Genomic DNA, 24333 nt, shown 5'->3' with positions numbered 1-24333 from the left:
CGTTTGCCATACAAAGCATGGTTCAACTCGGCGATCAGATACTCTTGCCGCTTGGTGATTTGCGTAAGCGTTGCCACCTTTTCCATCAACATCAAAACCGCCGCGCGTTGCTCGGCAGGAATGGCAGAAAGGTCGATGGCAGGCGTATTTGACATGTGCCAAAACTATCATAAATCTCCGGTAAAAACATGCATAAACAAGCAGTTGATTCATTCTGCCGCAACTGGCGGGCGTATTTCCAACGCTTTGACTTTGCGCCAGTCGAGCCCAGCAAACAGCGCCTCAAACTGGGCATGGTTCAACGCTATTACCCCGTTCTTGATGGCAGGCCAGATAAAGGTTGTAGCCTCTAACCGCTTGTAAGCCATCACCAAGCCAGTACCGTCCCAATATAAAAGCTTCAATCTGTCCGCCCGACGCGAGCGGAAGACAAAGACCGTGCCCGTGAACGGATCCTTGCGCAGCACTGATGACACAATTGCAGTCAGGCCATCATGCCCTTTCCTGAAATCCACGGGCTGCGTCGAGACCAGAACCCGCACGCGGTTCGAAGGAATTATCATGAGCGCGTCCCGATCGCCCACACAATCTCGGCAATGCGCGCAGCCCCCGTACCGCCATCAAGCCGGATTATTATATTGCCTGTCACTATCTCCACCGGTACCGCCTTCGTAGCGTCACCTTTATTCGATTGTTCTGAAATGGCGGGCACAGCAGCATCGTGGCCGATATCCGACAGCACTACAGGTGCAAAACACAAATCGTCATCTTCAACCGCTGGCAAAACCAACTTGCCGTCACGCGCCCGGCTCCGCCATTCAGAAAGATGGTTCGCCCGAAGTCCGTAGCGCGCTGCAACTGCGTTCACTGTTGCACCGGGCTTCAAACTTTCAGCCACAATCCGCGCCTTTATATTATCAGGCCAGCGCCGCTGACCATTCCCGCGGATATCTATGCCATAGCCCTTGAGAAACTCCACCGTAGTTGCCATCGCGAAACTCCCGCCAAATCTACACAAACGGAAATCGCAGATATAAAAGGCAGACAGAAGGTGAGATCCAGAAAACGCTTACCGTTCGAATAATATTTCATCGTATGATCTGCTGTTCGGCTGCTTCCCATCTGAACGGCTCTACCGACTACGATGTCGTTACCGCAGAGGTACATTTTCAGAAATTCGCCCTCGACTACCAGTACGTCAGCCACTCTTGTCGAGAATCCATAATTCTGCGCGGTAACAACAAGAGGTATATACTCAAGCGCTGCAGCCTCTGTGCTGATATACCCAAGGACGCAGCGGCGACGCCAGGGCGGCTTTAAGGGCGTCAGCCTTCCTTTTGGCTTGTTTAGCAGCCGATTCCAACTTTCCACTGTACTGCACCCTCTCACTAGGCTCAGTAGGCATCAAAAAGAGTTTCACCTCTCCAACGAGAGGGTGCAGTTCAGTTAAATGAAAGGGAAGCCGTACCACTATAGCCAATCCCAAGCTTTCCAGCGAGATTCCCGGCATTTCACGCGCTAGGCAATAAGCTTGAGATGCTTACGCTCTAGCTTCACCAGACTGGTTAACAGCATTAACGGCGTTAACAACATCGCGTGCCTTGCGCGTAATAACAGCCTGTTCAAGATGGGCATATCTCATCGTTGTTCGAATATCAGAGTGACCAAGCACGACTTTGACTTCTTGGATCGACAATCCATTTTGAATAAGACGTGTAGCATGTGTATGGCGAAGCGTGTGAATAGTGCAATCGTCAAGGCCAGCACGACGGAACGCTTTGCGGATGGCAACAGCCGAATACCCTCTCTTCTCTCCCGCCTTGTTAACGAAAACGAATAACGCATTACTCTCCCGCAGACGACGGCAGAGGATCGTTTCCACGCGATCAGTCATGTAGATCACGCTTTCATTTTGAACTTTGGACCTCCACAGGCGTATTTCACCCCTGTTTATATCAATGTCCTTCCAGGCGAGATTAGCGATTTCGCTGTAACGTGCGCCAGTATCGATAAGCATGACGACAAGATCATAATTGTCTTGCATCCATTTCTGTCTACCCTGCCGACAAGACGGATCAGCAGATAGGCCCTTTGCGACACGTGTAGGGGAAAGTTCATAAAGCAGGCGACACTCTTCCTCGATACTCAGATATCGTATTTTAGAATTCGGTATTCTAATGCTGGGCACAGTAATTGACGGACTTTGATATCCGTCCTTCCGAGCAAGATGGATCGCTCCTATCAGACAGTTGATACCGTGCTTGATAGTCTGTGATGCGCATCCTTGGGATAACCGCTTTTGGCGAAAACTTTCAAGGGTATCGGAGCTGACCTTTATCAAAGGAATCGTACCACTTATTAATGACAAAATTACCCTGATCTGACTTTCCAGATTCCGATGGTTTGGTGTTCCGAGCTTTGAATTCGCAAAACGACGAAGAGCTGTTTCCAACGTAATCGACGCCTTCTTACCAAGCAGTAGTTCGGCGTGAGCGTCAGCCCGAATTTTTACAGCAACTTGTAGAGCTACCTTTCGGTCAGACGTCTTTGTTGACCGGACGATCGTTTGATGATCAATTTGAAACTGGGCATACCAGAACTTCGAATTACCACGTTTTACCAGCAACACAATCTCCCTTTTTGAATATCGAGATATCCTACCTATGCAAGGGAATGTTCAACGGCATAATGAGATCGAGTACTAGCAAGCCTAAGGGATCATGTACGATCCCCATACATCGATACGCTAAAACCTGGAAAGGGCGTAGATGCCTAAGCCCAAGCTTGAAAACAAATTTACTTTTAAGATCGAGCCTGACGATGAAGGTGGCAGAACTAAAACAGTATCTATTCAGAGCCACAATATCTCTGAACCGCCTGTTGACGGAAAAAAGCGAACGAAAAAGAAAGAGCCAAGTGCCCATCTTCTCGTAGGATTTGACACAGAGTATCAGTCCTTAAGCGCTAACGAGCAGGATAGCACCATTGAAGCAGGTGCAAAAAACGAACTTCTTTCCTACCAATTCTCAATCAAGCTTATTACCAAAGACGGACAGCCTCACCCACCTGAAACAGATGGAATTATCATCCCCGATGCAGATAAACGATTAACTCTTGCTGAGTTTATAGGTTTTGCGGTTGGATCGCTGATTGAGAAGTTTCCCGATGTGAAACTGCCGAATTCTATCTACCTTCTAGGACATTTCATCCGAGCGGATTTTCCGGCATTTAGCGACTTCAAAGACAACGCGCGACTGACTTCTAACGTCAGAAGCACATTCGTCAGCATTGACAGTGCTATTCCAGTGACGTTTGGCGAAGCGGATAAACCAATTGCCGAGTTTTCTGTCATCGTCCGCGACACTATCTTGCTAGCTCCGAGCAACGCCAAATCGCTTGCAGGTATCGGGGACCTCCTCGGTTTCCCCAAAATTCAGCTCGCTCAGACAGCGGAGGAAGAGCGAGAAATTAAGGAAAACATGGCCCATTTCAGAAGGGAACGGTGGAACGAGTTTCGTGAGTACGCGATCCGCGACGCCCAAGTGTGTGTCCGTTTTGCCGAACGGATAATTCAGCAGAGTACAACGCTCTTCGAATCTTTCAAAATGCCAGCGACGTTGACGTCTTTTGGAACCAAACTGCTGCTTCTCGGGTGGCAAAAAGATGGGGCGGATAGCAATCAAATTTTGGGTCGGGAGAGCATCAAGAATAAATTTTTTAGTAAGAAAGACGGCTATTTCAAAACCAAAACTGTAACGCCATTGAAAGAGGAAGCTTATTTCAACGAGGCTTTCATTACAGAGACCTACCATGGAGGCAGAAACGAGCAGTTCATATTCGGTATTGCAGATGAAAGTCAGTGGAGGGACCACGATCTAAGTTCTGCCTATACAACAGCGATGTCACTAATAGGCATGCCAGACTGGGACAATGTCACCAATCTAACAACACTAGATGATGTTGAACCGCTAGACCTAAGTTTCTTTACCGTGGACTTTGAGTTTCCTGAATCTGTTCGTTTCCCAACTCTACCAGTTCGCACTGCAAATGGAATAATTTTCCCGCGTAAAGGCAACTCGAAATGTGCGGCCCCTGAACTCTATGTTGCCAAGAAACTCGGTGCGCAATTAACCTTCCGCAAAGGCGTCCATGTTCCCTCGGATCCAGAGCAGCCAATTTTCAGGGATTTCATCAAGGAATGCATAGAAAAACGTACAGCGCATGAGAAGGGAACTTTTGACAACCTGTTTTGGAAAGAGGTCGGCAACAGCACCTATGGAAAAACGGCTCAAGGTCTTCGCGATAAGCGAGTATACAACCTTCAAGACGATGGAATGCAAACGCTTCCGCCGAGTAAGATAACCCAGCCGTATTTCGCATCTTTTATCACATCATACACGCGAGCAGTCCTTGGCGAGATTCTCAACGGTTTTCCTGAAGATGTACATGTCTTCAGTGTTACGACAGACGGCTTTCTCTCAAATTCGAGCGACCAAGGTATCGAATTGGCAACAAGCGGAGAGATGTTCGAATCATTTCGACATGCCCGTAGTCACCTCGACAATGCCAGTCCTTTGGAGATTAAGCACATAGTTCGCCAACCTGTCGGCTGGCGAACGCGAGGCGCGGCAACGCTAAAACCGGGTGAAGGTAACAACGGAATTGTCTTGCAAAAAGGAGGTATCAAAACAAATCCGCTCAATGATCTGTTTGAAGAGAATCGAGAGACGTTAAGTCTGTTCTTAAACCGCAGACCCGATCAAAAATTTCAATACAAATCGAGTGTCGGTATCAAAGATATGGTGCGCGGCGAAACAGATTTCGTATTTCGGTCAGTGACCAAACGGCTTTCAATGGAATTTGACTGGAAAAGGAAGCCTGTAAACGCACGCGATACCGTCTTTGTTTTTGAAGGTGATGAGTATACCCATCTTACATTCGAAACAGTGCCCGTGGATGACATTAAGGAGTTTAATCTTGTGCGAGAGAATTGGGAAAACTACGATAAGAAAGATCCACACGTTTTGAAATCACTAGAGGACTTCAACTCTTTTGTAACATACAGGACATCAAAAGATTCCCTCGGAGAAAGATCTAAAAAATATCTGTCGAAAACCAATGGAGATTTAAAGAGGCTGCGGGAAAGCTTGACGCGAGCTTATCAGCAGCACCAAGCAGGTTTCGACATAATCCGAAGTAATAGAAAAATGAAACACAAGGATTTCCTTAATGCCTTGGAGACTTGCGATATACCGTGCAAAATTAGCGATATTGACAACGGCAAAAAGAAAACTTTTGAACCACACTGCACCCCAGCGACACCTAGGGTCGTTGAAGCCTTGAAGAAATTGAAGGCAGAATTTTACCCTGAGCTTGAAATTGAGTTATTTTTCCCGGGGGAAGTCCTGTAAAAAACTCAAAAATCGCAGGAAAGTAGTATTCTATGGGGATAGAGGTTTCGCACGGATTTTTGAATTTTTCCCACGCCTTCCCCCGTATCGTTGACGATAATGGAAATCCGTAAATGTTACGCCCCCACCTCCCATATGTAACATTTACGGATTTTGAGAATTATCGGGAATAGGGGCTATCCTCGAAGCCCATTACGACGTTCTTTAGCTAGACGTCGCCGACAATTATACCAATATGTGAGGGCTCCTTTTTCTGTCAGCGTTGCCCCTTCGATAAATGCTTTCACAATCACGTCTTGCTCCATTCCTTCAAGCTTTTCGTAGATGGCAAGCGCGGTATCAATCTTGGACTTTCCAGCAACAATCAGTCTTTTTCCTTCCGAAATTGCGGCCTCAATGATCGCTTTGTCAGCGGGAATGGCAGCGACGTTTTTCGGTTTCGACATATCGTTTCTCCTTATTGTGAGAAACGAGAATCAGGTCAACTCCATGCCAAGACAACATCTTCTTCCGAATAGGCAGCGAAGCGAACTACTGCCGCTGAATGGTCGTCAGGTTTTCCATTCACTCAGACTTTCGTGAGCTGGTTCAGTTTCAGTAATAAGTCCATGCTTATCAACTGCTAACAGTTCTATAACTTTCAAGGGGTCTCTACGGCTTACGGTCACTCTTCGCATAATGCCGTCCAACAGCACGACGGAAAATGACATATATGTACCCGCCTCATCTGAGGATGTTCCTGTTTCGAAGAAATCAAACAGCGCTTCGGACGACCCAAATTGGGATAACACCATTTTTTCGGCATCTTTTCGCACCCCGTCGGGAGCAAGCGTAAGAGACTTAATCATCATTTGAAGTCTATTAGCAACGATACGACGTTTCCGCTCCAGGTCGACATCGTCAGCATCTTGAAGTTCTTTGATCAATATTTTTATCTGCTGGTCATCAACGGGAGGGAGGGAAGCGTCTTCCTTTAATTTGCCTTCTACAGCTTCCTTCTGATTTTCAAGATCCAAAATTTCAGATGAAATTTCCTCAATTTTCGATTGAACGAAAGCCTTCGCACTATTGCTTGTTTGGAGCATTTCAAAAGTTGTGTTTAGTAATTCCCTCTTGCCCCGTATATTCTCATTCATGGAAACCAGTTTTTGCTCCAATGTGTAACGCTCCGATTGTTCGTCAGCACGTTTTAAAGTTTCAACAAGATCTAGCTCATGAACAAATAAAAGAAATACGTTTTCAAAATGGTCGTAGCGCCAACTGGATGCGGAACATTCGAAATGACGTTCAGCATTGGTGCATCTTAGAAATTGTCTCCCTTTTGGTGGAGGTCCTTTGTGTACAAAGCGCATGGGTGTGCCACAGTAAGCACATTTGGCAATTCCCGAAAATAAATTCCTATACAGAGGACCTTTTCGGCCTGCCCCTTCAACCTGTCGTTTCCGGCGCGCATGTTTAATGCGCAAAAACAGTTCTTCATCAATTAACCGAGGAAAATAATCGTGGACTATATCACCGTCCGGCTCGGCAGTTCCATTTACAAACTTATGGGGTTGGAACTCTCCCAAGACCGATCTGTTGTTAATTATTCTAGTGATATATGACGCATGCCAACCCTTTGAATTTTCGCTAAAGGGTGGAATAGAGTCGTTGTTGAGAATGCGACCAATAGAATAAGAACCATAACCTGAATCTGCCAGATCAAATATACGTTTAACTACATCATCCCTTCCCGGAATAACCTCAAATGTATTTGAATCTGTATTTAACTTTAACCAAGCGGGGCATACTTTCGTAAGTTTACGCTCATTGATATTTTTTCTTTTGTTTGCCCAAGCTTTGCCAATTCGAAAGCTTTTGGCTACAGATTCTTCATGGGCACGACTAAGTACAACCATTGGATATAGTAGGTCTTTGAAATCAGCATTTTCGGCTCCATAGACGTTCTCATCAATAAGTGTAACAATTTTTATCCCAGATTTAAGTATTCTTATGAATAGCGGGATAGATTCAAATATATTTTCTCGACTGAGTCGATCTAATGATTCAATTAATAAGTAAGAATTAACCGGAATAGAATTGTTTTCGATAAGGGTAATAAATTGCCCAAGCATTCCATCTTTAACATTCTTTCCCTTGAATGCGGAAACACCTATATCTTCAAAATTTTCAACCAAATGAAGATTATTGCGAATAGCATATTCCCTAGATTTTTCTTTTTGCCGCTCTAAACTGTGTCCTTTAAGCTGCATATCCGTAGACATGCGAACATATGAATACGCCAGAGGCTGTGTGATATTGTTTTCCATTCTATGATAATAACATAAAATTAATTGACCTCAACATTTCTATTGTCGGCTTGCCCGATAAAGCTGTGGCAGAAAGCCGTGAGCGTGTGCAGGCAGCGCTTCATGCCTGCGGCCTGTCACTGCCTGCCAAACGCGTCACCATCAATCTGGCACCCGCTGACCTGCCCAAAGAAGGCTCGCATTACGATCTGCCGATCGCGATGGGCTTGATGGCTGCCATAGGCGCCATTCCTAATGATGTTTTGCAGGAATATGTGGTGCTTGGTGAATTGTCGCTTGATGGTTCCATTACCGCGGTTGCGGGTGTGCTACCCGCCGCAATCGGTGCCAACCGGCAAAATAAAGGGCTGATCTGCCCCTATGCTTGTGGAGCCGAAGCCGCATGGGCGGGAGCCGATATTGATATTCTGGCACCACGCAGTCTGATTGCGCTCGCCAATCATTTTAAAGGTACGCAAGTTCTATCCCGCCCTGAACCTGCCAAACACTTGCCCCTCACCTCCTCGCTTGATCTGGCCGATATCAAGGGACAAGAAACCGCCAAACGCGCACTGGAAGTGGCGGCTGCCGGCAGTCATAATTTGCTGATGGTGGGGCCTCCCGGTTCCGGCAAATCCATGCTGGCACAAAGATTGCCAACGATCCTGCCGCCACTTTCGCCGCGCGAGTTGCTTGACGTTTCGATGATATCTTCCATTGCAGGAGAGCTGACGGGCGGGCGTCTTTCCGATCATCGCCCGTTTCGTGCACCCCATCACTCTGCCTCGATGGCGGCCATGGTAGGCGGCGGACATCGCGCCAAACCGGGGGAAGTATCGCTTGCTCATAATGGCGTGTTGTTTTTGGACGAGTTGCCGGAATATAGCCCGCAAGTGCTCGATTCGCTACGCCAGCCATTGGAATCGGGCGAAGTGAGTATCGCCCGTGTGCAGCATCGCACCCAATATCCGGCGCGCTTTCAGCTGATTGCCGCTATGAACCCCTGCCGTTGTGGCATGGCAGGCGAACCGGGGCACACCTGCGCCAGAGGCCCGCGCTGCCAGAGTGATTATCAGGCGCGTGTTTCCGGCCCTTTGATTGACCGTATTGATTTACGTGTGGATGTTGCTGCCGTATCGGCGCTTGATCTGATCCAGCCCGCAAAAGGCGAAAGCAGCGCCGTGATTGCTGAACGGGTGGCCAAAGCGCGCAACATTCAACAACAGCGCTATCTCGAATTAGGTCTTGATAGCTTCATGACCAATGCCAGCTGCCCGACTGCTCTGGTGGAAAGAATTGCCGTGCCTGATCAAGCAGGCTTGCAGCTTTTGCATAGCGCCAGCAAAGCCATGCAATTTTCGGCGCGCGCCTATCATCGTATCTTGAAAGTTGCGCGCACCCTTGCGGATTTGGAAGCACAAGACAATATCAGTGCCAAACATCTGGCCGAGGCGATTTCTTATCGCATGGGCGCGGAGCGCTTATTATCTGCTTGAGAGCGTATTAGCGGCGAACCGAACCAACAACCAGATTGCTTGGTGTTTCAATCGAAACCCACTGGCCGGTATTTTTATCTGACTGACGCTTCAAATAGGTGTAATTTGTTGCCTGCCAGTTTAAAATTTCATCAGTCAAATTATCAAGAATAAAATCACCGCGATCTGTACGCAGCGTCAAAACCGCATGGCCTTCGCCATCTGGTTTGCGCACAACGGTGATCAACATATGTGAAAGCGAAATGCCAGCCTGTGACAACTCACGCTGCTTGAGCAGAACATAATCTTCACAATCGCCAACGGTGGTTGGATAAGCCCAATATTCTTCCTGACCGTAAATTTCCATGTCTGTCATCGGCTGGATACGATCATTGACGGAGAGGTTCACCTGTACGATCTTATTCCAGACCTGTTGGTTGAGCTTCAAAGGTGCCATGCTTTTATTGCGGATATTGCATTCGGCACTTTCACGTTTGCAGAATTCATAATGGCCGATTGGCTGTGATGTCAGACCGCCGGTGATCATAAATTCACCCGAAGCAGCGGCAGTTGATGCAAAGAGGCCGAAGGCGGCAACTGCACTTAAAACACCAACTGAAACTTTTTTAAACACGGGAAACATACTCAACGCCTTTGCCGCGGGTCCAAACATTAACAAAACGTTAATGTTAGAAGAGCGTAAGAGTCAATTCGAAGAGGCTTTACCGCGCCGAACTTCTTAAAAATTGGTTAACAGCCACAAGCTCCTTTTTTAAGCACTCAAACCGTTTTCCAGAATAAAACCAGCTGAAAATACAAAACATGGGCGACGATCTAAATAATTTTATTGCGTAACACCCCCTACAAACAGACTATTGCATTCAAATTAGAGAAGTGCTTTGTAATTAGATTAAGGGAACAGGTGTTCCTGCCGTTATACTCAGGCTTTTATAAAAGCTGCTATGACAGCATTTGGTAATTGCGGGGGAAAGCATCCGGTCGATGTTCGGACGGTTGACGGGTGCGTAAGAAAATCTACGGGATTAATCCCGATTAAGGAGAATGGAATGAAATTCAAGCTTTTGTCAGGTGTAGCATTTGCCGCCAGTCTGGGTTTAGCCAGCGCAGCTTATGCAGACATCACCATTGGTCTGATTGCACCACTGACAGGCCCTGTGGCTGCATTTGGTGATCAGGTTAAAAAAGGTGCCGAAACTGCCGTTGAAGAAATCAACAAAAACGGTGGTGTCCTTGGTGAAAAGCTCGTTTTGAAGATTGTTGATGATGCCGGTGAGCCAAAGCAGGGCGTTTCGGCTGCCAACCAGATCATCGCCGACGGGATCAAGTTTGTTGTGGGGCCGGTCACCACCGGCGTTACCATGCCTGTTTCTGATGCTCTGTCTGAAAACGGCGTTGTCATGGTCACGCCAACAGCAACCGGCCCTGACCTGACCAATCGCGGTCTCGATTACATTTTGCGTACCTGTGGCCGTGATGACCAGCAAGCCGACGTGATGGCTGACTATGTTCTGGCCAATCTGAAAGACAAAAAAGTTGCTATCGTTCACGATAAGGCAGCTTACGGTAAAGGCCTTGCAGATGCATTTAAAGCAGCCATCAACAAAGGCGGCATGACGGAAGTTCACTATGATTCTGTGACACCGGGCGAAAAAGATTATAGCGCCCTCGTCACCAAGCTGAAAGCAGCAGGTGCTGAGCTCGTTTATATCGGCGGCTATCACACTGAAAGCGGCCTGCTTTCCCGTCAGCTGAAAGATGCCGGTGTGAATGTCACCATCCTTGGCGGTGAAGGTCTTTCCAACACTGAATATTGGGCAATTGGCGGTAGCTATGCCGATAACACCATCTTCACCAATGCCGCAGATGCAATGAAGAATGAAGATTCCAAAGCTGCTGCTGCTGCACTGGGTGCCAAAAACATCCCGGCAGAAGCCTTCACCATGAATGCCTATGCGGCCGTGGAAGTTCTCGCAGCTGGCATTACCAAAGCAGGATCGGCAGACGATGCTGATACGGTCAATAAAGCAATCAAAAGCGGCGAGCCAATTGCAACAGCGATCGGCAAGCTCAGCTATGGTGAAACCGGTGATCTATCATCACCAAGTTTCTCACTTTACAAATGGGTGGATGGCAAGATCGCCGATCTTTGACAAGATATGATCCTGTCAATTGTGCCAAATTTTAAAACATAGGCGCAAAATTGCTCATATAAAAAATAATAAAAGGCGCTGTATGAAACCAGCGCCTTTTATTTTTTATCAAAGCATTGAAACTGTTTGACAAAAATTTCGAACACCTCAAAACTCAAACCATAAAGACTTTTATTCATATTCAATCAGACTGTTCTCAGCTCTTCTTTATTAATTTGATTTAACCAAACCTTAACCATCCTGCCATAATTTTGAAGACAAGATTTTAAGCGGACATATGAGGGCGAGCATCATGCAACGCTATAGATTTGATGACAAAAACATTTTGATTCAAGCTTTGGTCGAACTTCTCAATCAAGGCATCCAGCCAGATGAACTGGATACGGTATTAAGCCGTATCGGCCCTGTCGATCTTGATCTCATGCATGAATGCTTGTGCGATATTTACGCCTACAACAATATCAGCATGGAAGAAATCGATATGGCTGCCTGATCAGGCGCTGAATATTTATTTTGCGTTCTTGCCAGTTCTAGCAGTTTAAACCCTGTCATTTATCTGTAATGATAATGCTCTATAGATAATGACAAATCAGAGATTATTTCGCTCATGACCACGGAAGTACTGGCATTCGAGTGAAATAAGCAGCGGAAGGTCGGGGCAACCCCGACCTTTTTCGTATTTTAAAGCCTGTTTTAAAGCGGGCGCGGATGGTCACGATAAACACGTGCAATATCACTCAAAACTTCATCGCTTAATTGCAGTTCACCAGCTTCAATATTGCTCTTTAACTGCGCCATTGATGTAGCGCCAATAATGACCGATGTCATAAACGGGCGGCTCAAGGCAAAGGCTAATGCCATTTGCGCAATATCCAGCCCGTGCTTATCCGCTACAGCACAATATTCCCGCACGGCTTTGGAGGCATATTCATTATTGCGCCAGAAACCGTCCACCGCCACGGTACCGCGCGCACCTTCAGGCATCGCACCATTTAGATATTTACCGGTCAGCACACCAGCTGCCAGCGGCGAATAGGCCAGCAAGCCCACTTTCTCATGACGGGCAACTTCGGCCAGATCATAATCAAAATGCCGCTGCAACAGACCGTATTCGTTTTGAATGCTGACCATAGGGGCAAAACCGGCTTCACGCGCCAAACGCTGCCATTGCATCACACCCCATGCGGTTTCATTCGAAAGGCCGGTGTGGCGTATTTTGCCCTCTTTGACCATATCATTCAGGCCATCAAGCACATCGGCCATACGCTCCAGCACGCTTTCAGTTGAGTGCGCCGGATCATCCGAATAGGCCTCATATTTCCACGCTGCGCCAAAATGGAAATTGGGACGGCTTGGCCAATGAATTTGATAAAGATCAATATAATCCGTTTGCAAACGGCGCAGACTTGCCTCTACCGCTTCACGGATATTCCGGCGGTTTGGTGCCGCACCGTCGCGGATCCATTTTTGTCTGCCACCACCGGAAATTTTGGAGGCTAAAATAACTTTGTCACGCGCACCGGATTTTTTAAACCAAGTACCGATATAATTTTCTGTTTTACCAAAGCTTTCCGCCGACATCGGCACGGCATAGCCTTCGGCTGTATCAATAAAATTAATGCCTTGCGAGAGTGCATAATCTAGCTGAGCATGCGCATCTGCTTCACTATTCTGAACACCCCATGTCATGGTGCCCAGACAAATTTCGGTAACTTGCAGGTCTGTGCGACCCAGTTTCTTCATTTTCAACGTTACATTCCCTGGAAGGTTCAATTCTCCCCCAAGATGTAACCTGCAAAATTATCAGGCGCTACACCGAATATCATTTTTTGCAGCAGGCAGCGTTTGGAATTGCCGCTGCCTGCCAATTTCATCTAGCAACCATGATGGTGCTCGGCTTGCGCATAGGCTTTGCCAAAACGATTTTCGAGAAATTTGCCCAGAGCAATTTCTTCTTGTTTGACAAACCCTTTTTGCGGCAAATGCCCGTCGGCCAACATATCCAGCACTGCGCAAATAGCGGAAGCCGTCGTAATCTGGATACCGCTACGCACCACATCGCCAATAGCGCGGGCATAAACCTTGTTGGCGTAGGTTTCCTGCACCAGACGGCCATTTTTGCGACCGCTAACTGTCACAAAAATCACCACCACATCCTGCAAGGTCGATGGCAACGCATTTTCAAAAATATCTTTAAGCACATCACGGCTATCCCGCAGGCCCAGATCATTGAGCAGTGCCTTCATGATCGCAGCATGACCAGGATAGCGAATCGTGCGATAATTGAGTGTGCGCACTTTGCCTTTCAAGGTTTCGCATAAAGTGCCGAGCCCACCGGACGTATTGAAAGCTTCATAGGTCACACCATCAAGCGAGAACTCTTCACGCTCTTCCAATGCCGGAACTTCCGTCAATTCACCGTCGACAATCGCCTCGCACGGCTCGCAATATTCATTGATGACGCCGTCCGTGCTCCATGTCAGATTATAATTGAGCGCATTGGACGGATATTGCGGCAAAGCGCCTACACGCATGCGCACCGTATCCAGCGTATCAAAATGGCTGGCCAGATCATAAGCTACAATAGAGATAAAGCCCGGCGCCAGACCACATTGCGGGACAAAACAAGTTTTGGCAGTTTTAGCCAAATCTTTCACAAAACGGGTGCTTGCCACATCTTCAGTCAGATCAAGATAATGCACTTCCGCATCTGCGGCGGCCTGTGCAATGCGGGTGGTCAAATGAAAAGGTGCGGCACTCAAAACTGCAAATTTACCGGTCAGAACTTTTTTCAACTCAGCCGCATTTTCAATATCGATCATGCTGGTTTTGATGCCTTTTGATGCCTCCAAAGCATCAAGCTGCGCCTGTGAGCGGTCAATAACGGTGACGGCATAATCACCCGTCGCATTCAGAAGATCAGCAATGGTTGCCCCGATTTTACCTGCACCAACAACGACAACTTCTTTCATGACAATCTCCCTCGAATTCATAATAGACATTTAGAATCGCAGAGAGTACATGCAAATAGTAGCTGCACTTATATCAATATAACGTTGCCAATTTGAACGATTTGACGTAATAATTAATCATTATGCTGACAAAAGCTGATCATACCCTAATTGCACTGCTGCGTGAAAATGCGCGTGCCTCTACCACCGAACTGGCAAGACGGTTAGGGGTTTCGCGCACAACCGTACAAAGCCGCCTTGAAAGACTGGAAAAATCCGGTGCGATTGAAGGCTATACGGTGCGCCTTTCCTCAATTTACGAAAAAGATTTGGTACGCGCCCATGTGCTCTTAACCTGCCTGCCGAAATTATCACCACAGGTGGAAGCACGGCTGCGAACGATTCTCGCCGTGCGTTCCTTACATTCCGTCAGCGGTCATTATGATATGGCCGCAGTGGTGGAAGCTCCCTCCATCGGCGAGCTTGATCAGGTGCTGGATCAGATCGGCGCGTTGGAAGGGGTCGAGCGGACGATGTCCTCGATCATTCTATCTACGCGAATCGAACGTTAAAAATTTAATCTGCCGCTATCTCTGTAAAACCTTATTCATGTTGTGAATGTCACAGCATAACAATCACGAATAGGCTGATTGTGACGATCAAACATAAGTAAAAATGATGAGGAAAATTTGGTGGAGCCAAGCGGGATCGAACCGCTGACCTCTTGCATGCCATGCAAGCGCTCTCCCAGCTGAGCTATGGCCCCATCAATCTTTACTGCTTTTAAAGCGGGATGAACCGGGTGTTCATCTTAAAGATTCGCAAGTTTTAAACTTGCTATGGCGGCTACTTAAAACGAGCCGCAAAGAAGATCAAGAGGTATTTTTCAACTCTTGCAAAAGCTTTGCACTTTTGTACATAGCTTTTTGAATTCCGGCGGGTATTCGTTATTCGACACCCGCCGGTTTCTTAACTCCAAGACGAAATCAGGCCTCGTCGTCGTCGTCGCTGACGCCACCGCCGATAAGGCCGGTCATGTCATCTTCGTCATCTTCTTCTTCCAGGAATGTGTCGTCGCCGTCATCATCCAGCTCGACATCATCATCCAGATCAGGAAGATCATCGTCTTTTACATCGCCATCCGCATCTTCGAGCGAGATGAATTCAGGTGCGTCAACAGCAACATCAACACCTTCTGCTTCTTCCTCTTCTTCTTCACGGCTATCAACCGAAGTTTCGAAGTAAGAACGCGGATAAGATTGTCCTGTATAAGGAGAAACAATCGGATCGCGATTGAGATCATAAAATTTACGACCCGTTTCCGGATCAATACGTTTAGTACCAAGTTCAGGTTTTGCCACGTCAAGCCTCGTCATTTTACTGGCTACAGCAGTCCGCGCAGGCACCTCACGAAGCCAAGCATCAGGACACGCCTTTTACGGTGTTTTTCCGGTGCATAAACGTAATTGTACACCTTTGTCAAAGACAAAGACGATATTGCCTCATCTTCATCGCATGTTCTACATGTTTTTACCGTGTTTTTCCTCCTTCTCATTTCGGCCAAGGGTCTTTTAGCCACCGGTTTTTGTTTTGCAGGATGACCCCGTGGGCAAGCTGTGCTAGGAAAGCAGCGCTTTTATCAATCCTGGTCGTCAGACACGACCCATTAATGCGACAAGCGAACAAACGAACATGTCCCATTCTGCTTCCCCGAAACCTGCAACCGCCCGCCGCTCGACGGCGCTTAAAGGCGATATCCGCATTCCGGGTGACAAATCTATCTCCCACAGATCCTTCATGTTTGGCGGTCTCGCCTCCGGCGAAACCCGCATCACCGGCCTTTTGGAAGGTGAAGATATCATCAATACCGGCCGCGCCATGCAGGCCATGGGTGCCCAAATCCGCAAAGAAGGCAATGAGTGGATCATCAATGGTACCGGCAATGGCTGTCTGCTTGAACCAGTAGCACCGTTTGATTTCGGCAATGCCGGCACGGGTGCCCGCCTCACCATGGGGCTGGTGGGTGTTTATGATATGAAAACCACCTTTACCGGTGACGCATCCCTGACCTCGCGCCCAATGGCGCGTGTGCTTGAACCTCTGCGCCTGATGGGCGTGCAGGTAGAGGCGGCTAGCGGCGACCGTATGCCTTTGACCCTGCGCGGGCCAAAAGTTGCAGCACCGATTCGCTACCGCGTGCCGATGGCCTCGGCGCAGGTAAAATCAGCCGTACTGCTGGCAGGTCTGAATACACCGGGTATCACCACCGTCATTGAACCAGTGATGACCCGCGATCATACAGAGAAAATGCTGCAAGGTTTTGGCGCGGATTTGAGCGTTGAAACCGATAGTGATGGTGTGCGTCACATCCACATTGTTGGCCAAGGCAAACTCACCGGCCAGGCCATTGATGTGCCGGGGGATCCATCCTCGACCGCATTTCCGCTGGTGGCGGCGCTCCTCACGGAAGGCTCCGACATCACCATACGCAATGTGTTGATGAACCCGACCCGTACCGGTCTCATCACCACCTTGCAGGAAATGGGTGCCGACATTGAAATTCTTAATGCACGCCTTGCCGGTGGTGAAGATGTGGCTGATTTGCGGGTGCGCTCGTCTGAGCTGAAAGGCGTCATCGTTCCGCCGGAACGCGCACCTTCAATGATCGACGAATATCCGGTGCTGGCGATTGCTGCCAGTTTTGCTGAAGGCGAAACCATCATGGATGGTCTGGATGAATTGCGTGTCAAAGAATCAGATCGCCTTGCCGCCGTTGCCCGTGGGCTTGAAGCCAATGGCGTGGATTGCACTGAAGGTGAAATGTCACTGACTGTGCGCGGGCGACCAAATGGCAAGGGCATTGGCAGCGGCACTGTCGCCACCCACCTTGATCACCGTATTGCAATGAGCTTCCTCGTGATGGGTATGGCGGCAGAAAAACCGGTCACCGTTGATGACGGCAATATGATCGCCACATCCTTCCCTGAGTTTTTTGAAATGATGCGTGGTTTAGGGGCTCAGTTTGATGACTAAAGCTTTTACCATTGCCATTGATGGGCCTGCCGCTTCGGGCAAAGGTACCCTTGCCCGCAGACTGGCCGAGCATTACGGCTTCCATCATCTGGATACCGGCCTCACCTATCGTGCGGTTGCCAAAACCATGCTGGATCAGGCTTTACCGTTAGACGATGAGTCGGTCGCGGAAGCGATCGCCCTTTCCGTCAGCCTCAACCATCTTGATCGTAACGTGTTGGCTGCTCACGATGTGGGTGAGGCGGCTTCCAAAATTGCGGTGATGCCTGCCGTGCGTCGCGCACTTGTCAAAGCTCAGCAAAATTTTGCGCAAACACTGCCCGGCACTGTGCTGGACGGCCGCGATATCGGCACGGTTGTCTGCCCAGAGGCACCGGTCAAACTCTATGTCACCGCCTCGCCTGAAACGCGTGCGGAGCGTCGCTATCAAGAAATATTGTCCAAAGGCGGCCAAGCCGTGTATGATGATGTCTTGAGTGATCTGAAGCTTCGGGACGAGCGCGACATGGGACGCAGCGATTCTCCATTACGCCCGGCAAGCGATGCACACTTGCTAGATACGACAAAAATGGATATAGAAGCGGCGTTTCTGGCTGCTAAAAAGCTTATAGATGCGGCATTAGCCCATCAATAGTTTTATCTGTTTGCCCAGATCATGAATCTGCCAATCTTATTTTTAAGATTGGGACTCTTGGACTAAACCTGCTTTGCTCCGCGTTCACCGCGCCGGATAGTCTCTTGATTTTATTCAGGAAACAGAACCGGAGCCAAGCAATTTGAAACACGAACCACCGGCGCTCTGTATCCGACTATATGACGGATACTTCAGGAGTTTATATGTCACAAATGAATCCTACACGCGAAGACTTCGAAGCTCTTCTGGCCGAATCTTTTGCATCTAATGACCTTGCAGAAGGTTACGTTGTCAAAGGCCGTATCGTTGCCATCGAAAAAGACATGGCAATCATCGATGCAGGTCTGAAGGTCGAAGGCCGGGTACCGCTGAAGGAATTTGGCGCCAAGGGCAAAGACGGCTCGATGAAGCCGGGCGATGAAGTCGAAGTTTACGTCGAACGCATCGAAAACGCTCTCGGCGAAGCTGTATTGTCACGTGAAAAAGCACGTCGCGAAGAAAGCTGGGTCAAGCTTGAACAGAAGTTCAACGCCGGCGAACGCGTTGACGGTGTTATCTTCAATCAGGTTAAGGGTGGCTTCACCGTTGATCTGGACGGCGCAGTTGCATTCTTGCCGCGCTCACAGGTTGATATTCGTCCTATCCGCGATGTAACCCCGCTGATGCACAACCCGCAGCCGTTTGAGATTCTCAAAATGGATAAGCGTCGTGGCAACATCGTTGTTTCACGTCGTACAGTTCTTGAAGAATCACGTGCGGAACAGCGCTCTGAAATCGTTCAGAACCTTGAAGAAGGTCAGGTTGTTGAAGGCGTCGTCAAGAACATCACCGATTACGGTGCGTTCGTTGATCTGGGCGGCATTGACGGTCTGTTGCACGTTACCGACATGGCATGGCGCCGTGTTAACCATCCATCGGAAATCCTCACCATCGGCCAGACCGTCAAGGTGCAGATCATCCGCATCAACCAAGAAACACATCGTATCTCACTCGGCATGAAGCAGCTTGAGAGCGATCCTTGGGATGGTATCGGTGCTAAGTACCCGATCGGCAAGAAGATCACCGGTACTGTCACCAACATCACCGACTACGGTGCATTTGTTGAAATCGAAGCCGGTATTGAAGGCCTGATCCACGTTTCAGAAATGTCGTGGACCAAGAAGAACGTACACCCAGGCAAAATCCTGTCCACAACACAGGAAGTTGAAGTTGTCGTTCTCGAAGTTGATCCGGTCAAGCGCCGCATCTCGCTCGGCCTCAAGCAGACCCTCGACAACCCATGGACAACCTTCGCTCAGAAATATCCGAAGGACACCATCGTTGAAGGTGAAGTCAAGAACAAAACCGAATTCGGTCTGTTCATCGGTCTTGATGGCGATGTAGACGGTATGGTTCACTTGTCCGATCTCGACTGGAACCGTCCAGGCGAACAGGTTATCGAAGAATACAACAAGGGCGATGTCGTGAAGGCAGTTGTTCTTGATGTAGACGTCGAAAAAGAACGTATCTCGCTCGGCATCAAACAGCTGACCGGCGATAGCGTTGGTGAAGCAGCTTCTTCCGGCGACCTGCGCAAAAACGCAGTTGTTGCTTGTGAAGTAACCGCTGTAACCGACAACGGTCTGGAAGTACGTCTGGTTGACCACGATCTGGAAAGCTTCATCAAGCGTTCAGATCTGTCCCGTGACCGTGACGAACAGCGCACAGAGCGTTTCTCCGTTGGCCAGAAGCTTGACGCACGCGTCATCGCTTTCGACAAGAAAAGCCGCAAATTGCAGGTTTCTATCAAGGCTCTCGAAATCGCTGAAGAAAAAGAAGCAGTTGCACAGTACGGTTCATCTGATTCAGGCGCATCGCTCGGCGACATTCTTGCTGCAGCAATGAAGAAGTCAGAAACCAACTAATAACATATCCCGAAAACTGCCCAAATTATAAAGCGGTTTTCGGACACGATATGTTAGACAATAAGTTTTCTGATAAAGCTTAAGAAATGCCCGCCGATATCACTATCGGCGGGCATTTTTGTTTGTACCTAAAACCTGCACAAATCAGGCGATCTGCAACAACAGAATGAAGCCGTAGCTGATGGCTCCCAAGAACAGCAAAGACAGAACGGCTGTCAGTGTTACCCGCCCGCCAGCCTGTGCCACGGAGCGCACATCAACGCCCAAGCCGAGTGCTGCCATCGAAATAATCGTCAGCACTGTTGCAGTATGCTGGATAATTGGCAGCAGCGCTTCAGGAATGGCACCCAATGAGCGCAAAGCCATCATACCCAAAAAACCGATAATGAACCAAGGCACCAGTTTGCTCAAACCTGGTCGTGCATTGGCCTGACTATTGCCATAGATCAGCGCCAACACGAGAATAACCGGCCCCAGCATCAAAACACGCACCAGTTTGACCAATGTACCCAATTGAAGGCTCAACGCGCTCACAGGGGCTGTTGCGGCCAAAACCTGCGGCACTGCATAAACTGTCAAACCAGCCATCACACCATATTGGGTGAAAGACATGTCGAGAAGCGGCACCAGCAGGGGCAGAAGCAGAACGACCACCACGCCTAAAATAGCTGTAAACGCAATCGACGCTGCCACATCATCGCTTTTGGCTTCAATGACGGGCGCTGCGGCAGCAATAGCCGAGTTGCCACAAATCGAATTACCGCAAGCAACCAGCATCGCCATTTTTGATGGTAGACGCAGCAAACGCCCGATGCCGTAGCTCACTGCAATCGTCAGCATCACAATGGCGGCAATCCCGGTAATCAACCCAGCGCCTGCCGCGACAATCGCTGATGTACTGATGGATGCACCAAGCAGAACCACGGCAATTTCCAGCAGCATTTTGGCCGAAAAATTGATACCGCTCGTAAATCTTGCAGACGGGCGCAAGGTTGAACGAATGGAGGTTCCGAGCAAAATTGCCAGCACCAGCGCTTCCAACCATGCGCGGCCAAAAATTTCGGCTTCAACCATTTCCAGCCCAACTGCCACCAGTGCAACGCCACTGCTCAGCAGCACGCCCCGCCAATTTTTATCAACAAATGCGATTAATTTTTCTGTCATTGCCATACACTTCGAGAATTATTTTCTCATCTTATGCAATAAATCGTCTGTTCAATCCATTTCATTATATGGCATGATATATTAGACAAAATCGAATGATGGTGACGCAATGACACTGGAACAGCTGCGCATTTTTATTGCTGTCGCGGAAAAAGAACATCTGACACAAGCAGCCGGTGCGTTGCGCCTCACGCCTTCAGCCGTGAGTTCTGCCATCCGTACACTGGAAGATCGCTATAGTGCGACGCTCTTCAACCGGATTGGCCGCCGTATTGAACTGACCGATGACGGACGGATTTTTCTGGATGAAGCACGCGCCACCTTGGCACGTGCGCGAGCGGCCGAACTGACCTTGTCGGAACTTGGCGGCTTGAAACGCGGTAGCCTCACCATTTTTGCCAGCCAGACCATTGCCAGCTATTGGCTGCCGCCATTGCTTGCCCTTTTTAAAGCACAGTTTCCGGCCATCGTGGTGGATTTACATATCGGCAATACGCATAGCGTTGCTGAAGCCACCCGTGACGGCAGCGCTGATCTGGGCTTTGTGGAAGGCACTATTCATGAGCCAAGCCTGCAAATAAAACGCGTGGGTGAAGATCAACTCATTCTGGTGGTCGGCAAAACCCATCCGTGGATTGCTAAGCCACCAACTGGTTTTGCTGATCTTATTCAAGACGGGCAATGGATTTTACGCGAACAGGGTTCCGGCACCCGAGCCGTTTATGAAGATGCTTTGCGCGCACAAGGCTTTATGCCTGAGCAATTAAAAATCGCGTTGGAACTGCCTTCCAATGAAGCAGTTTGCTCAGCCGTTCAATCCGGTGTCTACACAACTGTCATCTCGGAACTAGCAGCGGCACCGCATCTTTTAACTCAAAATTTGATCAAAATAGAGCTTCCTTTGCCGCAGCGTCAATTTCTGTTGGTTTCGCATAAAGAGCGCTACCGCACCAAAGCCGCCCATGCCTTGATTGACCTACTACCTTCATAATCAGCGAATTTGTTTCAACAAAGCCTGATCTGGAAAACAGGTTGGTTGCAATCCGGCTTTAGTTTGCCAAAGGCCAATGGAACGGCGGGTTTTAAAACCGACCAATCCGTCCGGATTGCCGACATCAAGCCCATGCCCTTGCAGCTTTTTCTGCATCGCCGCCACATCGGAGCGGTACATATGACCAACTGCGCCCCAAGGCTGTTGGAAATTGCCAGCACCATAAGCGATACGGTCGCCAACATGCCCAATAAACAGAGCATAAAGATCGCTCATATTATAGGCTTTCAGCACATAAAAATTGGGTGTGACGATAAAGGCCGGACCATGCCGACCGGCTGGCATCAGCAAGAAGCCATCGCCCTTCAATTCATGCGCCGGAAAGGCTTTGCCGTTCACACGTTTGATACCAAGACGCGCCCATTCAGCAATGGTTTTGCCCTGATCGGGGCCTTCCAGCGAGCAGGAAAGGTTTTCTGGTACATTGACCTCAAAGCCCCAATCGCGCCCGCGCTGCCAGCCGGAATGATGCAGATAATTAGCAATTGAGCCGAGCGTATCCGGCACTGAATTCCAAATGTCGCGTTTGCCGTCGCCATCAAAATCCACCGCATGCTGCAAATAAGAGGTAGGCATGAATTGCGGCTGGCCTAATGCGCCAGCCCATGAACTTTTCATGGAGCCCACTTCAATGTAACCACGCTGGATAATTTGCAGGGCTGCGATCAGTTCTTTGCGAAACATATCTTTGCGTGTCGCCATAAAAGCTTTGGTGCCAAGCACCTCAAACGCATTATAGGGAATTTTCACCCCGCCAAAACCCGATTCACGCCCCCAGACAGCCAGCAACGTCTGTTTCGGCACGCCATATTGCTTTTCGATAGCACCAAGTACAGACGCATATTGTTTCAAACGTGCCTGCCCGCCTTGGGTCAGTTGTTGCATGGTTTTGGCATTAAAATAATTGGCTGGCGCGCCAAATTCTGCCTGTGTCTGTTTTTTAGGTGTTGTCGGTTTGGTGCCAGGAACCACCAGATCCGGCAGTTTCCAATTGATACTCACACCAGCAAAAGCTTTGTTGAAAGTGCCGCTCGAGACACCCGCCGCTTGAGCCTCAGGCCACAGGTCTTTGGCGAGCCAGTTCTGAAAAGCTTTTTCCGTGGCGGCTTGATTTACTTGCGCTTGTGCCAAACTCAAACTAGCAAAAAGGGCGATAAGACCAAACAAAAACCGCGACAGGATTTGGAAGAAATACTCACGGTTTTGCATGGATTAAAACCCTTTTATTAAAAACTGGTACGTGCCCGCAGTGCCGCCGACAAAGTGCCTTCGTCCAGATAATCCAGTTCGCCACCCACCGGCACACCATGCGCCAATCGAGTGACTTTCACTTCAAAACCGGTCAATTGATCGGTGATGTAATGGGCGGTGGTTTGCCCTTCAACAGTGGCATTCACCGCCAGAATGACTTCTTTAATCACGCCTTCGGACACCCGTTCCACCAGTGTGCGGATATTCAAATCATCAGGGCCAATACCATCAAGCGGCGACAAACGCCCGCCCAGCACATGGTAGCCGACATTCATAGTGCCAGCGCGCTCCAATGCCCAGAGATCAGACACATCTTCCACCACGATCAGCACGGAAGGATCACGGCGCGGATCGGTACAAATGGTGCAAGGCTGGGTGGTATCGACATTACCGCATGTATGGCAGATGCGAACTTTTTCGGCAGCCTCCTGCATGGCGCCACCAAGCGGCACCAGCAATGCTTCTTTTTTCTTAATCAGATGCAAAGCAGCACGACGTGCCGAACGCGGCCCCAACCCCGGCACCCGTGCCAAGAGCTGAATCAAGCGTTCGATTTCGGGGCCGGCAATACGTTTGGACATGTTTTATGCAATCAATGAGGAGTCATGAAAACGGCAGTGTTTTGCTACACTGCCGTATGTTTTATGCAATCAGAACGGTAGTTTGAAACCCGGAGGAATTGGCAGACCAGCGGTGAGAGCTTGTGTTTTTTCAGCCATTTGGGCTTCCAGCTTTGCCTTGGCATCATTGTGTGCTGCAATGATCAGGTCTTCCAAAATCTCGCCTTCGCCCTCTTTCATCATCGAGGGATCGATATTGAGCGCCGACAAAGTGCCTTTGCCGGAAAGAGTCACAGAAACCAAACCGCCACCAGATTGAGCTGTGGTTTCCAGATTGGCGATTTCTTCCTGCATGACTTTCATCTTAGCCTGCATTTCTTTCGCCTGTTTCATCATGCCAAGCATGTCACGCATAAGAATTTCTCCTGTTCAGAACGCAT

The 24333-nt window shown here is 48.8% G+C and carries 21 protein-coding genes, 1 tRNA gene and 1 pseudogene; 9 read left to right on the top strand and 14 right to left on the bottom strand.

Annotated elements, in window-relative coordinates:
• Window positions 1-209 precede the first annotated feature (209 nt).
• From tnpB to ACI0FR_RS01695, 3 genes are all read right to left on the bottom strand, one after another.
• Window positions 210-563 (bottom strand): IS66 family insertion sequence element accessory protein TnpB, encoded by a 354-nt coding sequence (tnpB, locus tag ACI0FR_RS01705; protein ID WP_184224906.1) that lies wholly within the window; start codon window positions 561-563, stop codon window positions 210-212.
• Window positions 560-991: an IS66-like element accessory protein TnpA gene (gene tnpA / locus ACI0FR_RS01700; RefSeq protein WP_184224905.1), complete on the bottom strand. Its 432-nt coding sequence runs from the start codon at window positions 989-991 to the stop codon at window positions 560-562. The genes tnpB and tnpA overlap by 4 nt, the downstream gene beginning before the upstream one ends.
• A gap of 549 nt (window positions 992-1540) precedes the next feature.
• Window positions 1541-2626: a tyrosine-type recombinase/integrase gene (locus tag ACI0FR_RS01695; protein ID WP_184224529.1), complete on the bottom strand. Its 1086-nt coding sequence runs from the start codon at window positions 2624-2626 to the stop codon at window positions 1541-1543.
• A gap of 142 nt (window positions 2627-2768) precedes the next feature.
• On the opposite strand from ACI0FR_RS01695, the gene ACI0FR_RS01690 reads away from it, so the two are divergent.
• Window positions 2769-5411 (top strand): DNA polymerase, encoded by a 2643-nt coding sequence (locus ACI0FR_RS01690; RefSeq protein WP_404906700.1) that lies wholly within the window; start codon window positions 2769-2771, stop codon window positions 5409-5411.
• Window positions 5412-5587: 176 nt separating this feature from the next.
• On the opposite strand, the gene ACI0FR_RS01685 is transcribed toward ACI0FR_RS01690, so the two are convergent.
• A complete protein-coding gene (locus ACI0FR_RS01685) occupies window positions 5588-5857 on the bottom strand; it encodes a hypothetical protein (protein WP_184224533.1) in 270 nt (89 codons plus the stop codon).
• Between the two features lie 105 nt (window positions 5858-5962).
• On the bottom strand, window positions 5963-7720 hold the full coding sequence (locus tag ACI0FR_RS01680) for a recombinase family protein (RefSeq protein ID WP_404906702.1): 1758 nt from the start codon (window positions 7718-7720) through the stop codon (window positions 5963-5965).
• A 29-nt stretch (window positions 7721-7749) separates the two neighbouring features.
• On the opposite strand from ACI0FR_RS01680, the pseudogene ACI0FR_RS01675 reads away from it, so the two are divergent.
• Window positions 7750-9195: pseudogene (locus ACI0FR_RS01675) on the top strand (YifB family Mg chelatase-like AAA ATPase); the annotation flags it as partial.
• Window positions 9196-9202: 7 nt separating this feature from the next.
• Here ACI0FR_RS01675 and ACI0FR_RS01670 read toward each other — a convergent pair.
• Entirely contained in the window at window positions 9203-9721 is a 519-nt protein-coding gene (locus ACI0FR_RS01670) for a transglutaminase-like cysteine peptidase (RefSeq protein ID WP_374830404.1), read from the bottom strand.
• 520 nt (window positions 9722-10241) lie between these two features.
• Between ACI0FR_RS01670 and ACI0FR_RS01665 the strand changes: the two genes are divergently transcribed.
• Together ACI0FR_RS01665 and ACI0FR_RS01660 are read left to right on the top strand one after the other, a co-directional pair.
• The gene (locus ACI0FR_RS01665; RefSeq protein WP_404906705.1) at window positions 10242-11345 is read left to right on the top strand and encodes a branched-chain amino acid ABC transporter substrate-binding protein; all 1104 of its coding nucleotides are present in this window, start codon (window positions 10242-10244) and stop codon (window positions 11343-11345) included.
• Between the two features lie 292 nt (window positions 11346-11637).
• Window positions 11638-11838, top strand: coding sequence for a hypothetical protein (locus ACI0FR_RS01660; protein ID WP_374828967.1), 201 nt, complete (start codon window positions 11638-11640; stop codon window positions 11836-11838).
• Between the two features lie 200 nt (window positions 11839-12038).
• Here the strand turns inward: ACI0FR_RS01660 and ACI0FR_RS01655 are convergent, their stop codons facing one another.
• Window positions 12039-13088, bottom strand: coding sequence for an aldo/keto reductase (locus ACI0FR_RS01655; RefSeq protein ID WP_404906706.1), 1050 nt, complete (start codon window positions 13086-13088; stop codon window positions 12039-12041).
• A 131-nt stretch (window positions 13089-13219) separates the two neighbouring features.
• Entirely contained in the window at window positions 13220-14317 is a 1098-nt protein-coding gene (locus ACI0FR_RS01650; RefSeq protein ID WP_404906707.1) for a saccharopine dehydrogenase family protein, read from the bottom strand.
• 122 nt (window positions 14318-14439) lie between these two features.
• Between ACI0FR_RS01650 and ACI0FR_RS01645 the strand changes: the two genes are divergently transcribed.
• On the top strand, window positions 14440-14868 hold the full coding sequence (locus ACI0FR_RS01645) for an Lrp/AsnC family transcriptional regulator (protein WP_374828964.1): 429 nt from the start codon (window positions 14440-14442) through the stop codon (window positions 14866-14868).
• A gap of 118 nt (window positions 14869-14986) precedes the next feature.
• On the opposite strand, the gene ACI0FR_RS01640 is transcribed toward ACI0FR_RS01645, so the two are convergent.
• Both ACI0FR_RS01640 and ACI0FR_RS01635 read right to left on the bottom strand, forming a co-directional pair.
• Window positions 14987-15062: transfer RNA gene (locus ACI0FR_RS01640), tRNA-Ala, on the bottom strand.
• Window positions 15063-15282: 220 nt separating this feature from the next.
• On the bottom strand, window positions 15283-15657 hold the full coding sequence (locus tag ACI0FR_RS01635) for a TIGR02300 family protein (protein ID WP_374828957.1): 375 nt from the start codon (window positions 15655-15657) through the stop codon (window positions 15283-15285).
• A gap of 331 nt (window positions 15658-15988) precedes the next feature.
• Here ACI0FR_RS01635 and aroA point away from each other — a divergent pair, with 331 nt between their 5' ends.
• The 3 genes from aroA (at window position 15989) to rpsA (ending at window position 19867) form a co-directional block, all read left to right on the top strand.
• Window positions 15989-17329 carry a 3-phosphoshikimate 1-carboxyvinyltransferase gene (aroA, locus tag ACI0FR_RS01630; protein ID WP_404906708.1) on the top strand — a complete coding sequence of 447 codons (1341 nt, stop codon included), beginning with the start codon at window positions 15989-15991 and terminating at the stop codon, window positions 17327-17329.
• Window positions 17322-17963, top strand: coding sequence for a (d)CMP kinase (gene cmk / locus ACI0FR_RS01625; RefSeq protein WP_374828955.1), 642 nt, complete (start codon window positions 17322-17324; stop codon window positions 17961-17963). Before aroA ends, cmk begins: the two co-directional genes overlap by 8 nt.
• Before the next feature lie 203 nt (window positions 17964-18166).
• On the top strand, window positions 18167-19867 hold the full coding sequence (rpsA, locus tag ACI0FR_RS01620; RefSeq protein ID WP_374828954.1) for a 30S ribosomal protein S1: 1701 nt from the start codon (window positions 18167-18169) through the stop codon (window positions 19865-19867).
• A 144-nt stretch (window positions 19868-20011) separates the two neighbouring features.
• Here the strand turns inward: rpsA and ACI0FR_RS01615 are convergent, their stop codons facing one another.
• Complete coding sequence (locus tag ACI0FR_RS01615) at window positions 20012-21031, bottom strand: YeiH family protein (protein WP_404906709.1); 1020 nt, start codon at window positions 21029-21031, stop codon at window positions 20012-20014.
• A gap of 109 nt (window positions 21032-21140) precedes the next feature.
• Between ACI0FR_RS01615 and ACI0FR_RS01610 the strand changes: the two genes are divergently transcribed.
• Window positions 21141-22022, top strand: a complete 882-nt coding sequence (locus ACI0FR_RS01610; RefSeq protein ID WP_404906710.1) for a LysR family transcriptional regulator — start codon at window positions 21141-21143, stop codon at window positions 22020-22022.
• On the opposite strand, the gene ACI0FR_RS01605 is transcribed toward ACI0FR_RS01610, so the two are convergent.
• The 3 genes from ACI0FR_RS01605 to ACI0FR_RS01595 all read right to left on the bottom strand — a co-directional run bounded on the left by ACI0FR_RS01605 (window position 22023) and on the right by ACI0FR_RS01595 (window position 24307).
• Window positions 22023-23291: a lytic murein transglycosylase gene (locus ACI0FR_RS01605; RefSeq protein WP_374828951.1), complete on the bottom strand. Its 1269-nt coding sequence runs from the start codon at window positions 23289-23291 to the stop codon at window positions 22023-22025.
• Between the two features lie 17 nt (window positions 23292-23308).
• Entirely contained in the window at window positions 23309-23914 is a 606-nt protein-coding gene (gene recR, locus ACI0FR_RS01600; protein WP_374828950.1) for a recombination mediator RecR, read from the bottom strand.
• A 69-nt stretch (window positions 23915-23983) separates the two neighbouring features.
• A complete protein-coding gene (locus ACI0FR_RS01595; protein WP_374828949.1) occupies window positions 23984-24307 on the bottom strand; it encodes a YbaB/EbfC family nucleoid-associated protein in 324 nt (107 codons plus the stop codon).
• Window positions 24308-24333: the final 26 nt, after the last annotated feature.

Origin of the sequence: Paenochrobactrum sp. BZR 201-1 (assembly GCF_044987585.2) — a bacterium.
Classification (GTDB): domain Bacteria; phylum Pseudomonadota; class Alphaproteobacteria; order Rhizobiales; family Rhizobiaceae; genus Paenochrobactrum; species Paenochrobactrum pullorum.
The sequence above is the reverse complement of the archived record's forward strand: the minus strand, read 5'-3'. Positions and strand labels throughout refer to the sequence as shown.